At 63.8% G+C, this 14,993-nt stretch carries 12 protein-coding genes, 5 tRNA genes and 1 pseudogene; 9 read left to right on the top strand and 9 right to left on the bottom strand.

Annotated features, from left to right (window positions below; translation table 11 throughout):
- Positions 1–340 precede the first annotated feature (340 nt).
- The 5 genes from WG208_RS00695 to WG208_RS00675 all read left to right on the top strand — a co-directional run bounded on the left by WG208_RS00695 (position 341) and on the right by WG208_RS00675 (position 986).
- Positions 341–413, top strand: a tRNA-Ala gene (locus WG208_RS00695).
- Positions 414–523: 110 nt separating this feature from the next.
- A tRNA-Gly gene (locus WG208_RS00690) sits at positions 524–596 on the top strand.
- A gap of 19 nt (positions 597–615) precedes the next feature.
- Positions 616–689 (top strand) — tRNA-Val (locus WG208_RS00685).
- A gap of 117 nt (positions 690–806) precedes the next feature.
- Positions 807–880: transfer RNA gene (locus WG208_RS00680), tRNA-Arg, on the top strand.
- Positions 881–912: 32 nt separating this feature from the next.
- Positions 913–986, top strand: a tRNA-Pro gene (locus WG208_RS00675).
- Between the two features lie 449 nt (positions 987–1,435).
- Here WG208_RS00675 and WG208_RS00670 read toward each other — a convergent pair.
- The 6 genes and pseudogenes from WG208_RS00670 to WG208_RS00645 form a co-directional block, all read right to left on the bottom strand.
- Positions 1,436–1,630, bottom strand: a pseudogene (locus tag WG208_RS00670) (IS481 family transposase); the annotation flags it as partial.
- A gap of 469 nt (positions 1,631–2,099) precedes the next feature.
- Positions 2,100–2,423 carry a DNA-binding transcriptional regulator gene (locus WG208_RS00665; RefSeq protein WP_337169386.1) on the bottom strand — a complete coding sequence of 108 codons (324 nt, stop codon included), beginning with the start codon at positions 2,421–2,423 and terminating at the stop codon, positions 2,100–2,102.
- The gene (locus tag WG208_RS00660; RefSeq protein ID WP_337169385.1) at positions 2,407–2,802 is read right to left on the bottom strand and encodes a type II toxin-antitoxin system RelE/ParE family toxin; all 396 of its coding nucleotides are present in this window, start codon (positions 2,800–2,802) and stop codon (positions 2,407–2,409) included. The genes WG208_RS00665 and WG208_RS00660 overlap by 17 nt, the downstream gene beginning before the upstream one ends.
- 305 nt (positions 2,803–3,107) lie before the next feature.
- Positions 3,108–3,782, bottom strand: coding sequence for a DUF2442 domain-containing protein (locus WG208_RS00655; protein WP_337169384.1), 675 nt, complete (start codon positions 3,780–3,782; stop codon positions 3,108–3,110).
- 289 nt (positions 3,783–4,071) lie between these two features.
- The gene (locus tag WG208_RS00650; protein WP_337169383.1) at positions 4,072–4,305 is read right to left on the bottom strand and encodes a YetF domain-containing protein; all 234 of its coding nucleotides are present in this window, start codon (positions 4,303–4,305) and stop codon (positions 4,072–4,074) included.
- Positions 4,278–4,676: a hypothetical protein gene (locus tag WG208_RS00645; RefSeq protein WP_337169382.1), complete on the bottom strand. Its 399-nt coding sequence runs from the start codon at positions 4,674–4,676 to the stop codon at positions 4,278–4,280. The genes WG208_RS00650 and WG208_RS00645 overlap by 28 nt, the downstream gene beginning before the upstream one ends.
- 155 nt (positions 4,677–4,831) lie before the next feature.
- Here WG208_RS00645 and glf point away from each other — a divergent pair, with 155 nt between their 5' ends.
- Entirely contained in the window at positions 4,832–7,048 is a 2,217-nt protein-coding gene (glf, locus tag WG208_RS00640; RefSeq protein ID WP_345786951.1) for a UDP-galactopyranose mutase, read from the top strand.
- 10 nt (positions 7,049–7,058) lie between these two features.
- Positions 7,059–8,174, top strand: coding sequence for a hypothetical protein (locus tag WG208_RS00635; RefSeq protein WP_337169380.1), 1,116 nt, complete (start codon positions 7,059–7,061; stop codon positions 8,172–8,174).
- Positions 8,175–8,249: 75 nt separating this feature from the next.
- Here the strand turns inward: WG208_RS00635 and WG208_RS00630 are convergent, their stop codons facing one another.
- Entirely contained in the window at positions 8,250–8,708 is a 459-nt protein-coding gene (locus WG208_RS00630) for a cytochrome b562 (protein ID WP_337169379.1), read from the bottom strand.
- Between the two features lie 387 nt (positions 8,709–9,095).
- Between WG208_RS00630 and WG208_RS00625 the strand changes: the two genes are divergently transcribed.
- Together WG208_RS00625 and WG208_RS00620 are read left to right on the top strand one after the other, a co-directional pair.
- The gene (locus WG208_RS00625) at positions 9,096–9,632 is read left to right on the top strand and encodes a Rieske 2Fe-2S domain-containing protein (RefSeq protein WP_337169378.1); all 537 of its coding nucleotides are present in this window, start codon (positions 9,096–9,098) and stop codon (positions 9,630–9,632) included.
- On the top strand, positions 9,632–11,467 hold the full coding sequence (locus WG208_RS00620; protein ID WP_337169377.1) for a cytochrome b N-terminal domain-containing protein: 1,836 nt from the start codon (positions 9,632–9,634) through the stop codon (positions 11,465–11,467). Before WG208_RS00625 ends, WG208_RS00620 begins: the two co-directional genes overlap by 1 nt.
- A 156-nt stretch (positions 11,468–11,623) precedes the next feature.
- On the opposite strand, the gene WG208_RS00615 is transcribed toward WG208_RS00620, so the two are convergent.
- Positions 11,624–12,586 carry an endonuclease/exonuclease/phosphatase family protein gene (locus WG208_RS00615; RefSeq protein WP_337169376.1) on the bottom strand — a complete coding sequence of 321 codons (963 nt, stop codon included), beginning with the start codon at positions 12,584–12,586 and terminating at the stop codon, positions 11,624–11,626.
- Positions 12,587–12,596: 10 nt separating this feature from the next.
- Complete coding sequence (locus WG208_RS00610; protein WP_345786950.1) at positions 12,597–14,993, bottom strand: DNA polymerase domain-containing protein; 2,397 nt, start codon at positions 14,991–14,993, stop codon at positions 12,597–12,599.

Below are 14,993 nucleotides of genomic sequence, written 5' to 3'. Positions count from 1 at the left end.
ATGGGACCTGAGGGGATGTGCGAGGCGCATCCCTGACGGTGAAACGTGAGTGCGTGCGAACGGACGAAGCGATCGGCGGCCAGAGCGTCAGCGCCGGTGTCATTCCCTCCAGTCTGCAACGTGCATCCCATGGCGCGCGTTGCCGCGGCGCCGGGGAAACCCTGGCGCTGCGGGGGGAGCCATGCAAGATACGCCACGTGGAGGCTTTCGCCAGTGTGATTCGGCCAACTCTGCTTGACGACGGACATACACCCGACTAGACTGCGCGTTCCTGACGCCCTCGCTGGCGGGTGCCCCTGGTTTTTTGCTCTGGGCTGCCGTTTGCGAGGGTGTCGCGCCCGGGGGCGTAGCTCAGTTGGGAGAGCGCTTGAATGGCATTCAAGAGGTCAGGGGTTCGATTCCCCTCGCCTCCATCCCGGGACGGTACGTTGGGCGCCTGCAAGGGTGTCCGGGTGTCGTGCGGTAGCTCGTGCAGTGGCTGTTGATGGCCTTGACCGGCGCGGGTGGCCAGTCGGGAGGAGTTGCGGGAATAGCTCAGTTGGTAGAGCACAACCTTGCCAAGGTTGGGGTCGCGGGTTCGAGTCCCGTTTCCCGCTCTGTGGGACCGATGTCGAAGGGTCGTTAGCTCAGTTGGTTAGAGCGCCACGTTGACATCGTGGAGGTCACAAGTTCGAGTCTTGTACGACCCATGCAGGACCCTGGGGATCGGGTGGTGGTCGGGTAGTAGCGACCGCTGTCTGGAGTCACTAGGTTGCTGGTCCTTCACCGAAAGGCGAGGGGTGCGGTTCCGGACGCAGTTGATCGTTGCGCCTGTAGCTCAATTGGATAGAGCATCTGACTACGGATCAGAAGGTTGGAGGTTCGAGTCCTTCCAGGCGCGTTGAGGGAGCGGAGATGGGAACCGGAATCGCACGGGGCGTAGCTTAGCCCGGTAGAGCGCCTGCTTCGGGAGCAGGAGGTCGCTGGTTCAAATCCAGTCGCCCCGACTGAGATAAATGGAAGCCCGTCAACCACTTCGGTGGTTGGCGGGTTTTTGTTTCGGGGTGTCATTGCTTGTTCAGGAACTCCCTAGGAACTCCCAGAGATGCATCGGCGTGCCCAATACAGATCTGGAAGGCGGCAATAGTCGGAGGGAGTGGGACGACACATGACACTTGGCAGTCGCGGACGGGTCCCGCGTTTTCTTCACCCACTGCCCCAACAGCTGCATATTCTGGATTCGGCGGCGCTCGTGCCCCGTGCTCGAAATTTCAGTCCCCTGGGCTTCCTGCTATGTCAAGAGAAGACGATCCCCTCTATCAGCGGTATCTAGCTGCAATTGCTAGGGACGTTGTTCACAGCGCAGCAGGCAGGCGCGAGGCTGGAAGCAGGTAGTTCAACGCGCTGTGCCGTCGTTCAAAGTTGTAAAAGTGTAGGGAGTGGTCTCGCCCTGTTCATCGGGCAGGACCTCGGCATACGTCAGACGCGAGTGATCGTCGATGGCCACGTGCAGGAACTCCCACCCCATGCCACGGACGCGCGGACGGCGATCCCCGTGAATGCGATGCCCGACGCGCCCGATCCTCCCGAGCTTCTTGATGTCGAGGTGCACCAGCTCGCCCGGGCGTGGGCGCTCGTAGCGCACGATCGGCCGTGCACGATCGGCCGTGGCGGCTCCAAGGCCGCCAGCGCGTTGAGGCCAACCCGTCGCAGCTCCGTCGTGACCGTCGACAGCGGGATGTCGTAGTGCTGCGCGATGCGCGGGCTGCTCCAGCGTTTCTGCTGGGCTTTGCGAATCTGGCGCCGCTTGGTACGCCGCCGCCGCGTCGGGGAGGTGTGCGGCCGCGAGAAACGGCCTGGCGCTGCCCGCGCCGGCTCGGGGGCCTGCGACAGGCGGCGGTACCACTTGTTCACCGTTTCTCGCGTGACCCGCGTCGAGGCGGGCGATCTCGCCCTGCGTCTCGCCCGCCCGACGCGGGTCACGATCTCCTGTCGCGCCCAAGCGGTGAGCCGGGCATTTTTGCGGGTGTTCATAGGGGCTCTGGCGGTTGTGAGTAATGGCCTCGACAACTTCAGCTTGCAACGGCTATCCCTGTGAACAACCTCCTTAGCGTCTACAGCTAGTCCAGCACCGCCAATCCGTGCTTCCTCACGACCGCGAGCATCTTGAGCGCCACCCCACTCGGGCGCTTGGCTCCGGTTTCCCATTTCTCCACGGTGCTGGCGCTCGTGTTGAGCCGGCGTGCGAACACGGCCTGACTCACCTTGGCCTGCTCCCGGATCTTCTTGATCTGCGCTGGGGCGAGGGGCTCGGGGGCACTCAGCGCCGCTTCGTCGAACTGACGCATCGTGGTCTTGCCGATGGCGCCGACCCGGTGAAGCGCGGATGCGGCGGAATGGATCGCCTCGAAGGCGTCGCTCTTGTACTTAGGCTTGGTCGCCATGACAGATCTCCTCGAGGTCCTTGGAGGTGAGCAGCTCGCTGAGCTGCGCGGCCGTCAGCTTCTCGTACCCTTTGGCGAGCTCACGGAAAGTCGCAAGCTCCGCCGCATCGATGTTGGCGCGGTCCTTCTTTGCGAACAGGTACGTCAGCACCCAGTATCGGCCACCCTTCGCCAGCACGATACTCCGGTAGAGGTTCCGGCTCACCCGTTTCTTGTACACCCCGCCGCCGAGGTCGTCGCACTGTCCGGCCTGGGCCTGCTTCACGGCGCGGCACAGCTCGTCGTCCCCGATGGTTGCCTTGCGGGCCGCCTTGGCGAACCAGGCGGTCTTGAAGACGCGGGACGGGCGGGGGCACTGGCCATACCTATACTGTAGCACCCAGTGCTACACTCCACAAGACGGGTCCAGGGCCTTCGGCGTCACGCCGGCGATCGGACGGGGCCCGCGCCACGCCCCGCGGGCATTCCCAGATGCTTTCCCAGAATGCCCGCCAAGACCGTGTCGCGGTTGTCGCGGTTTCCCCTCTGACCTGTCGCGATTGTCGCGGTCGCCATCGCCGCGCTTCGGCTTCGGCTTCGGCTTCGGGAGCAGGAGGTCGCTGGTTCAAATCCAGTCGCCCGGACTGAGAGAAATGGAAGCCCGTCAACGAGTTCGCTCGTTGGCGGGTTTTTGTTTTTGCAGACTCAGAGCGTGGACGGCTTTTTACCTGTGGATCCACCCCGGGGAGGGCGTCCACCCCTGCCCCCGTTGCGCCGCGCCGCCTCAGCCTTTCGTTCGCTCACCACGCGACCGCCCTCGGCGCCAAAGAGACTTCGCAAAGCATCCGCGCCGAGCGCATCGCGAATCAACGCGGGCACACTGAGATCGACATCCAAACGCTCCCAGTGAAGAGCGGATCCAGTAGGTGTCACTTCGACCTCTTCCAAGGCCTTTTTCGACGCATGACGAAGAGCAGGTACGAGGGAGAGGGGCACACCGATCACGGTACCATTCGTGAGTTCGATGTACAGCACTTCGTGAGCGGCACGGTAACGCGCTGACACCGCACGGAGCCCTTGCCTGCTCGCCTCCACCCCCCGCGCGCGCGCCGCCGGGATCTGCGCGAGGATCTCCGCCTCCGACAGCCTGCCGCCGCCCGTCAATGCTGCTGGGTCAACACGCCCTGAGTCACCTGTCGCCATGGATTCTTCTCCAGTTCTGTCGCAGCATCTGACACGCTCTGGTTCTCCCAAATCGATCAGCACCTCCGTCGCTCCCTTCCCTTGCCCCCTGAGTACATGGACATGTGCCGGCCCGTGTTCGCGCGGCGGATTGAGAATCCGGATGCAAAATGCGCCCTGCGAAAGAATCGTCGGCACGGAATATAACCCAACCGTTGGGTTTCAGAAATGGCGAAAGTCCCGGCATGCGCCCACGTGGGCATCGTCAAAAACATTAGGTCAGGGTGTCAGCCAGATATCATTTGCCGACCATGAGCCTGCCGCGCTCTCCGCGCCTCATCGGCTTCGGTTTCGACGTCAACGACGACAGAAATCACCCCGCAGAGCACGCCACCAGCCATGGACCACCGGCAGCCCCTATTGCCGGTGCAGCCAACCGTCCTCTCCGCGCCACCGCCATGCTGCACCGGTATCCCCTCGGGCCGGTCTAGTGCACCGGGCTGGATCCAACCTCCGGAGCGCTCTCCGGCTCCCCGTCGAACGTCACCACGCTGAAATGCCCGTCGGCTTCCAGGCAACACTGTTTCACCCGACGGATGTCGTCGATGCCCCGCTCGCGCAATTGCTCGAGCACGTCCTCCTTCGTCAGCATCTCCCGGCGGAGGTTGTGGTGCTGCAGTCTGCCGTTCGTGATCAATGCGAGCGGTGGCTCGTGCAGCACACGCCGGAACCGGGGCCATCGATACGCCAGAATGTCGAGACCATACAGAGAAAAATGGTCCCCACGAGAAACAGGCCTTCCGTGAGTGATGTGTATTCCGAAGCCATACCGTTCTGCGCGGCATCTGCGATGACGATCAGCACCAGCAGGTCGGCGGTGTTCAACGCGCCCTTCTGACGACGCAGCAGACGCATCAGGATCAGCATCCCGAGATACATCACACTGCCGCGAATGAACAGCTCGGCGAGTCCGACCGTCGGCACGACGAGCGCGCGCCAATCGATCTGCATGAATGACATAGCCCCTCCAGCATCAACGGTCCGGCCTCGTTCTTGCCACATCCATGCCAGAGGAGACTCGACCGCACACATGTGCGGCCCGATCCGTGACGCGCATCTCCAACCAGGGTGACGATGCAATGAACAGCTGTCCGCAGCCGCGATCCGATGACATGACCTCCGCATACACGTTGATCTGCTTCTCCCATCTGCGCTGGGATTTCGTGTTCCAGCGACCGCAGCATCTGATGAGTCGCTTTGCACGCAGCAATCGGGTGATCTACTGGGAGGAGCCGATCTTCGAAGAGCATACCACGGCGCCGAAACTGGAAACGCGACACTGTGCAACGACCGGTGTCACCATCGTCACGCCCCATGTGCCGCGTGACATGCCGACGGTCACGCAGCAGCAGGTTCTCCGGAGTCTGCTCGACATTCTGCTCGCCGACTGCAAAGGCCCTCTCGTGCGATGGTACTACACTCCGCTCATGCTGCCATTCTCGAGGCATGTCATCGCCGCGGCCACGATCTACGACTGCATGGATGAACTCGCGAATTTCCGCTTCGCGTCACCTGAACTGATCCCATTGGAACGTCAGTTGCTTGCGCTGGCCGATGTGGTGTTCACGGGTGGATTCAGCCTCTATGAAGCCAAGAAGGATCGTCACCCCGCAGTACACCTCATGCCATCCAGCGTGGATCAGGCGCACTTTAAGAGCGCCCGGCATCCGGACGAACTCCCCGACGATCTGGCCGGCATTCCTGCGCCGCGGCTGGGGTTCTTTGGTGTCATCGATGAGCGGATGGACGTGACCTTGCTCGCACATCTGGCCGATGCACACCCCGACTGGTCATTGGTGATGGTGGGTCCCGTGGTGAAGATCGATGCCAACGAACTTCCCCGCCGTTCCAACATCCACTATCTGGGAGCAAAGCCGTACGGCACGTTGCCCGCCTACCTGGCCGGATGGCAGGTCGCGCTGATGCCGTTCGCGCTCAACGAGTCCACCCGATTCATCTCGCCGACCAAGACGCCGGAGTATCTGGCGGGAGGAACGCCCATCGTTTCCACACCCATCACCGATGTCGTTCAGCAATACGGGAATCTCACCGGCGTCTTCATCGCGAATGATCCGGCGCATTTTGTCACGGCGTGTGAACAGGCTCTGACGCTGAACGCGGAGAATCCCTCCTGGCTGGAGGAAGCCGATGCATTTCTGGCGACACAGAGCTGGGACCTGACTCAGGCCCGCATGGCCGAACTGCTGGTCAAGGAGCTCGGCGAAAACGGCTGGTCGCGCCCCATGACCCTCTGGAGCGACCGTTACGACTATGTGGTGGTGGGCGCGGGTTTCGCGGGCGCGGTACTGGCCGAACGGCTCGCCAGCCAGCACGGGGCTCACGTGCTCGTGATCGACCGGCGCGAACATGTCGCGGGGAATGCCTATGATCGACGCGACGAGGCGGGCATTCTGATCCATCAGTACGGTCCGCACATCTTTCACACGAACAGCGACGACATCGTCACGTACCTCTCGCAGTTCACGGCCTGGCGCGCCTACGAGCACCGCGTCCTCGCATCCGTCCGCGACACGCTGGTGCCGTTTCCCATCAACCGCACGACGCTGAACCGACTGTACGATCTCGCGCTCGACAGCGATGCCGAGGCGGCCGCATGGTTCTCCGCACAGGCACGATGCGACGGACCGATCGAAAACGCCGAGGATATGGTGATTGCCGCGGTGGGCCGTGAACTCTACGAGTTGTTCTACCAGGGGTATACCCGGAAACAATGGGGAGTGGACCCGAGTCGACTCGACAAAGCGGTCACGGCACGCATTCCCACGCGAACGGACTGTGATGACCGGTACTTCACCGACAAGCATCAGCTGATGCCGGCCAACGGATACACCGCGCTGTTCAACGCGATGCTGGATCATCCTCATATCGACCTCGCACTGGGTGTGGAGTGGGCGGACGTGAAGGAACTGGTGTCCGCGAGCCACGTCATCTTCACCGGCCCGATCGACGAGTACTTCGACCACCGGTTCGGCCGGCTGCCGTATCGCAGTCTGCGATTCGATCATCAGACACTGCACTGCGGGACGTTCCAACCCGTCGGCGTCGTCAACTATCCTGATCCCGCGGTGCCCTACACCCGCATCACCGAATACAAGCACCTGACGGGGCAGCGCAGTCACCGGACCAGCATCACGTACGAGTTTCCCAGCGACAGCGGTGAGCCCTACTATCCCATGCCCACCGCCGCCGCGCAGGCGTGTTATCGGCGTTACCGGGAGCTGGCCGAACACACGCCGGATGTCACGTTCGTCGGCCGGCTCGCGACGTATCGCTACTACAACATGGATCAGGTCATCGGCCAGGCACTGGCCACGTTCAAGCGTATGGGAATCAGACAGGGCATACGGATACCGGAGGATATCCGACGCTCCATCGCCATCTGAAAACCGCACGATGCCGACCATTCCCACGGAGTTCTTTCTGGGTGGTTTCGAGTCCGCATCACACAGACGGAACGACGGGGTGCGTCTCGACATGATTCGGGCGACCGCGCACGACCGGTGGGCGTTGCGGGACTATGAGCATTGCGCCAGGCTGGGTCTCTCCACACTGCGCGATGGGGTGCGGTGGCACCTGATCGCACAGCGTGCCGGGCACTACGACTGGTCGAGCTGGATTCCGATGCTCGAAGCGGCCGAGCAGGCGGGTGTCCGGATCATCTGGACATTGCACCACTATGGTGCGCCGGATCATGCCGACTTCGGGAGTCCGATGTATGTGGATGCGTTTGCCCGCTTCGCCGCAGCGGCCATCCGGCTGCATCGCGAGGTGACGGGAAAGCCGGCACTCGTCTGTCCGGTGAACGAGATTTCCTTCTTTGCCTGGGCCGTGGGGGTGGGCTATTTCCCGATGCCTCGGGAGATCACCGCGGCATTCGCCAAACGACAACTGGTGCGTGCGGGGCTGGCGGCGGTGCACGCGATGCGTGATGTGGATCATGAATGCCGCGTGGTCTGGTCTGAGCCGCTCATTCATGTGGCGCCCCGGAACGATGCCCCGGACGAGCGACAACGTGCCGAATCGTACCGACTGGCCCAATACGAAGTGTACGACCTGCTGACCGGCCGGCAGGAACCGGAGATGGGCGGCACTCCGGACATGGTGGATGTCATCGGGCTCAATTATTACCCGCACAATCAATGGTATTTCGACGGTCCCACCGTGCCGTTGGGGCATCATGCCTATCGTCCCCTGGCCGACATGCTCATGGAAACGTCCGCCCGATACGACCGACCCGTGTGGATCGCGGAAACCGGGGCGGAAGGGTCGGCGCGTCCGGCATGGCTGCACTACGTCAGCGACGAGGTGCAGGAAGCGATGGCGCGGGGCGTGTCGGTGGAGGGCGTCTGCCTCTATCCGCTCACGCACTATCCGGGCTGGGACAATGGACGACCCGTATCGACCGGTCTTTTTTCCGAGGCATCCGATACGGGGGACCGGCGCCTGCATGCTCCCCTGCTCCGTGAACTCGAGCGACAGCGACTCCAACTCGCGGTTCTTCCCGTGTGAAACACGACACCCCGCACCGGACGAACCGGTGCGGGGTGTGCCGGGCGACGCCGTCGCCCGTTCAGGCGCCGAGGCTCAGAGTCCCGGCGGCGCGCCCGCCTTGCGAATACGGAATTCCTTGTGGCTCTCGCGCTGCTGGTCCTTCATCGAGTCGATGATCTTCACCGCCTCGGCATTGTTGCCGGCCTTCACCGCGGTCCGCAGCTTGCCCACGGTCTCGATGAACGTCTGCATGCCGGCCTTGTAGTCGGCCACGAACTTCGCCTGCTGCGCAGCCGGGATCTGTCCCTTCTTCTCCGGCTCGAGCGTCAGCGACTCCTTGGCGTTCTTCTCGATGATATCGAGCTGCTTCAGGGTGCTGGCGTTCTGCGCGGGATCCTCGATCTGCCGCCCCACGGCCTTGAAGGCCGTGTTGATGGCCGACATCTTCTTGCCGAGCGGTGTCTTTTCATCGTCCTGGAAGCGGAAGGCGGCCTGCGTCAATGCGAGGGCCAGGACGCAGAGTGCACCGAGCTGCCGAACTCGAAGTTGCATGGTGTGAGTCAGTCCGAAAGAAGAAGGAGATCCCGGGCACCCGGGATCGCCGCGGGTGCGTTTCTATGGCGAGAAGTACGTACGAGGCGATCCGTTCGCTGGTCTGCCACTGGGCGTGCCACTGCGCTGCCAGTGGAGATGCCCGCTGATGTACCTGCCTGAACGCGACAGGTTCCGCGTACACGCCCGCCAGCAATCCTTGCGTATTTTGCGTACTATCCCGACTGGGAGAGGCTGAACGGTCTGTTCTCTTCCCGTCAGCGTCCTGTCAGTTTCCCATCAGTTTCTCAGGACGATGCCGACACGGATCGTCCCGTCTTTGTCATTTTTCATCCCGACCCTCTTCCCTCCTGAGGGGCCGGAGTTTTCCCGGATCATCACGCCGACATGACCGAGAACCACCAGGCGCCCGACCGGCGCAACTTCGTCACCAAGGCCGCGGCGATCGTCGTCGGTGGCCTCATTTCGGTGGTGGCGCCCGTTGCGGGCCTGCTGACCTTCCTCGATCCCCTGCGTCGCAAGTCGGACACCCGCGGCATGGTGCGCGTGGCGTCGCTGGCCTCGCTTCCCGAGAATGGCGAACCGCGCAAGTTCCCCGTGCTCGACACCCTGGTGGACGCCTGGAACAAGACCGAGAACGTGCCGGTGGGCTCGGTTTACGTCCAGAAGACGGGAGAGAACACCGTCCGCGTGCTCAACTCCGTCTGTCCGCATCTGGGCTGCTCGGTGGGCTATCGCGCCAGCACGCAGGGCTATTTCTGCCCCTGTCACAAGAGCGCCTTCGCCGTCGACGGCAGCATCGCCGATCCCAAGAGCCCCAGTCCCCGGGCCATGGATGAACTGACGGCCGAAGTGCGGGACGGCGAGGTCTGGGTGAAGTTCCAGAACTTCCGCAAAGGCTCCCCCGACAAGATCCCCGTCTGATGGCCTCCGAACGCAAGGACGGACCGGCCGGCGGCGACTCGGCACTCGACAAAGCACAGGAATGGCTCGACCAGCGCACCGGCTACAAAGGCCTGCTGCACGAGGTGCTGTTCGAGAACGTTCCCGGTGGCGCGCGGTGGCGCTACGTGTGGGGCAGCACGCTGAGCTTCTTCTTCGTGGTGCAGGTCATCACGGGCACGTTCCTGTGGATGTCCTACAGCCCGAGTACGCAGTCGGCGTGGGAGAGCGTGTACTTCATCCAGCACCAGATGTGGGGCGGCTGGTTCCTGCGCGGCATTCACCATTTCGTGGCGCAGGCCATGACGGTGCTGCTGGTGCTGCATCTCATGCAGGTCATCATCGACGGCGCATACAAAGCCCCGCGCGAGGTGAACTACTGGTTCGGCGTGGTGCTCCTGCTGCTCATTCTGGCGCTGTCGCTCACGGGATATCTGCTGCCGTGGGATCAGAACGGATATTGGTCGACGGCCGTGTCCACCAACATCGTGGGATTGAGTCCCGGGATCGGTGCGCCGTTGCAGACGGTGGTGGTGGGTGGGGCGAACTACGGACACCAGACGCTCTCACGATTCCTCGCGCTGCATGCCGGCGTGATCCCCGGTGTCATCATTCTGTTCATCGTGGGTCACGTGTATCTGTTCCGGCGCCACGGCATCACGCCCAAGCAGCCGCTCAAGGGCCCCGACGAGGGCTTCTGGCCCGAGCAGATCCTGAAGGACGTGGTGGCCTGCCTCGCCGTCCTGCTGGTGGTGCTGTTCTTCGTGGTGCGTGAACACGGTGCACCGCTCGGTGCGCCGGCCGATCCGTCGGAGCAGTTCTCCGCGGCCCGGCCGGAGTGGTACTTCCTGTTCCTGTTCCAACTGCTCAAGTACTTCCCCGGCGAGGCGGAAGTCATCGGCGCGATCGTGCTGCCCACGTTGTGCCTGCTCGCGCTCGCCGCGATGCCCATCATCGGCAAGTGGCGCCTCGGTCACCGCTTCAATCTCGGGTTCATGGGCGTGATGCTGGCGGGTGTGGCGCTGCTCACCTGGCAGGCTGTCGCGGCCGACCGCAACGATGTCGAATACCAGGTGGCCAAGGCCGGCGCCAAGCGCGATGCGGCCCGGGCGGTGGAACTCGCCAATGCCGGCGTGCCCATCACGGGCGCGCTTACGCTCATGCGCGACGACCCCTACACGCAGGGCCCGCGCATCTTCTCGCGCAACTGCGCGTCGTGTCATCGCTTCGATGGACACGATGGCCTGGGCAACCCGCTGCCCAAGGACTCCATCTCGGCGTCCGATCTGAAGGGCTTCGGTTCGCGCGAATGGGTGCGCGGGTTTCTCAACGCCGATACCATCCTGACGGCGCGCTACTGGGGCGGCACGACCCATGCCGAAGGCGACATGGCGATGTGGCTGGCCGATCACATCCCCGAAGACGAGGATGAAGTCGCCATGCGCGAGAACGTCGTGCTGGCGCTGTCGTATCAGGCGCGACTCAATTCGCAGGCCGCACTCGATGTACGCGACAGCTCCCGTATCGCGTCCGGTATCGCGTTCATGCGCAACACGTCGAGCGGCTGCGCCGAGTGCCACAAGTTCCAGGACGTGGGCACCGACAGTCCCGAACTCACCGACTGGGGTTCACGCGACTGGACGATCGCGTTCGTGCACGATCCGGCACATCAGCGGTTCTTCGGGCGGGACAACGATCGCATGCCGTCATTCGGCACCGAGAAGAGTCTGACGCCTCGCGAGATCGAGATGGTGGTGGACTGGCTGCGTGGCGAGTGGAACACGCCGAAGACAGGCAAGGCGACGACGGGGAATTGAGCAGAGGGTTCCGGGTTGTGGGGACGTGGGTTTGGGGGGTGAACAACCGGGTTCCGGGTAACGCGTGACGAGACTCGCGTCCTGTAACCGCGATACGCGGCTGGTCGACTCCAAACCCCAAGCCCAGGACCCGGAACGTCTCCCCACAACCCGTTGTCACTCCTCGCGCATACTCATCTGACACCACACCGGCCGGTGGTCCGACATGTAGTATCGCAGGTACGCGGAGAACTTCACGCGATCCTGCGCCGCCGCGCCCTGCCAGAGTGAGCTGAAGATGGCCGTGTCGTAGTCGAACACGCCCATGGCTTTGAGCTTCGGTTCGGTCTGTTCGGGAAAGTACAGGATCTGATCGTACTGATTGTCGGACGCGATGGCCGAGGCCACCTGTGAAGAATGCAGCGGCCGTTTGAGCCCCGCCTGCGTGGCGGCACCGTACACGAGGTTTCCGGGCTCCCCGCGCGGCATGTTGAAGTCACCCAGCGCCAGCACGTCGCGTGTGGTCGCGTACTTGCTGCCCGCCCGGATCCGCGACCAGCGTGCCACTGCCGCGGTTTCCAGCGCCCGACGATGGATGTGCGCCTCCTGTTCACCACCAAAATAGAGATGCACGTTGAGCAGGGTCAGACTGAAATGATCCGCCACGAATGTCGCGAGATACGGACTGCGGTCGAATCCGGCAAACGCGCCGGTCACGCCGTCCACGCGCACCGATTTGTACTGTGACGGCGGAAAGGCCACTTCGCCGATCTCCTCGGCGAGTTTGATCTTCCGCGAGTCGTACACGAACGCCATGCGCTCGTTGTTGCCCGCGGCATCGGACATCACGTACCGGTACTTCGTGCCCATGAGCTGCACGATGTAGACCAGATCGGCGAAGTTGTCGTTGACCTCCTGTACCGCGACGATGTCGAACCAGGAGAGCATCTCGGCGATGAGCGCAAAGTCGGTATCGCGCCGCAGCTGCGTACCGAGGTTGGCGATGTTCCAGGTGGCGATCAGCGCGGCGTCGGCGGTTCTGGCGGGGATTCCGCGAAACTTCCGGTGGGCACGCAACGCGCGTTTTTCGGCGGCCACGTCGTACGTGTAGTCGATGTCCGGCTTCGGAAAGGGAGGCATGCAGCGAATGCTACTGCACGGGATCGTCCAGCGCCGCCCATTCCGCCTCCACACGCGTGGCAATGGGGCGGATCGTCTCGAGTGCCGGGGGAAACAACGGCAATTGCCGGGGATCCGCGAACACCATGGCGAAGTCATCGGGCGTGAACGCACGGTCGAGTCTGATGGCGAACGTACGCCGCAGCAACGCGATGTAGTAGGCACGATCGTAGTCGCGCGGATCGTCGTCGATACGGGCTTCGTCGTCGACTTCCTCGATGACCCGACCACCACCGGGCGTACGATACACGAGCACCCGCTCACCCACGCGCCAATGCGAACGACCGCTGTGCAGCATGGCCTCGTATGCAAATTCCCGACGTTCATGCCGGGTGCGCGCATAGCCCTCCGACGACTTGCGCAGACGCACCCGTGACGTGACGTCGATGGTGGGCAGGGCTCCACGCGCCAACGCCTGTACGGTTTCGACGTACACGCGTCGGACACCGGCCACGTCATCGTTCAGCAGACACGCGATGGCCTGACGCAGAAAACGTTCGCCGAACGGCTCGGCGCGACTGGAGCGGAACGCGACCCCCTTGAGGACGAGCCGACCATCGCCGGTGAGCAGCGCATAGTTCTTGGCCTCGTGCGACAACATGGCGGCGTACCGCCCTTCGAATTCGAGCTGCACCAGCGGCGGCAGCAGGGCCGCCACTTCGTCGACGACGCGCCGCTCGTCGGCCTCGGTCCATCCGGGTGGCACGGCGAAATAGATGCCATCGGTATCGGCTTCGAGCAGCGTCACCCCGCGTTCGGCGAGCGCACGACACATCTGCCGCAACGTTTCCCGCCCCCGACGGGTCACTTCATTGGCGGCGTGGACGTCGTTGAAGCGGGTGAGATCCTCGCCGGCAGCCATGTAGCCATAGGCCGAATTCACGACGAGTTTCATCGCTGCGGACAACGCTTCCTGCGTGAACCGCTCATCCGATCCGGGCGCCGCTGCCCGTGCGCGCGCTTTGGCTTCGAGTCGCTGATCGACCAGACGCTCCACGAGAAACAGCAACGCCTGCAGGTGATCGCCTGCGGGCCCGATGCGGAACACCCGCATCAGCGACGGATAGAGGCTGGCCACGTCGGCCTTCACCACGCGCTGCGCCACCCCCGACGTGAACAGGTGCAAGGCCGCGCCGCTGTGCTCCGTGCCATCACTTCTGGCATAGGCGGGCAAGGCCTCCCCCGCGCGCAGATACGCGCGCACGAGCATGGGGTCGATCACCCCGGTGGCCGCTCCCGCGTCGGCGAGCCGCTCATAACGACGCGGCGCCATACGGGCGAGCGCAAACGCCGCTCCTCCCAGCAGACGCGCGAGGCCGGCCACCTCGGTGACGTCGGCGGCGGCATAGCGTCGCACACGTGCCGGGTCCGTGCGATACACCGCCGCGATCCGGTCCCCACGAATCAGTTCGCGATCTTCGCCGGCAAGGCCAAAATGCCGGGCCACGGCTTTGAGTCCATGTCCCGGCAGCTCCCGGACGGCAAAGTCGTAGCGGAACACCGCGTCGAGCGTGTCGATGCATTCGCGTCCCGGAGCGACGTATCGCACGCGCCGGTCGGAGGCGGCGCCGTCGCCGGATGCCGCCCGTGTCCCCCGGAGCGCCGCGCGTTCCTGCAGCGGCACACCATCGAGACGCCCGAGAATCAAGGGCAGGCCCAGACGTTCGGCGCGACGATGCAGAAACGGCAGATCGAAGCCGTGCAGATTGTGATTCTCGAGCACGTCGGGATCGAGACGCCGCACGGCGGCCATGAAACGACGCAATACCCGGGCTTCCGCCGCGTCGTCGGTGCCATCGGCTTCGATCAATCCCACCTCGCCTTCCGGCGAGCGCATGGCGATGAGAAAGATCCGATCGTGCGCCGCATCCAGTCCCGTGGTTTCGAGATCGAACTGCACACGCCGGAGCTGCGCAAAACTCAGCTCCCTGAAGTACGTGCGCCCCGTCGCCACCAGGTATTGCTCATCGGGCGGCAGGATGTGGCGTTCGCGACGCGAGAGTTGCTGCAGACGCGTGATCCGTTCGCCGATGCGACGGGATGCGCCCCGGCAGATCGCCCGTTCGAGCGTGCTCCATCGGTCGGCCGACACCAGGAAGCGCAGCGCACCGGGCCCGCCGAGTTCGCGATATCGGATGACCGGTGCGCGGCGATCCGGCTCCCCTTCGCGGGCGAACGGCTCGCCCGATACGTCGAGATCCTCGAGCGACGACAGCAGCAGCCACGGACGAAACGTGTCTTCTTCGCGGATGAGCGCCCCGCCCTGCGGACGTCTCCAGACGATGGCGCGCCCCGTATCGTCGGCCCAGACGGAAACGATCGCCGGCGTGGGGTCCCATCCCCACAACCATTCATCGTTGCCGGACAT

This window comes from Gemmatimonas aurantiaca, assembly GCF_037190085.1.
Taxonomy (GTDB): domain Bacteria; phylum Gemmatimonadota; class Gemmatimonadetes; order Gemmatimonadales; family Gemmatimonadaceae; genus Gemmatimonas; species Gemmatimonas aurantiaca_A.
Note: the sequence above shows the minus strand (reverse complement) of the source record. Positions and strands in the feature narration are given on the sequence as shown.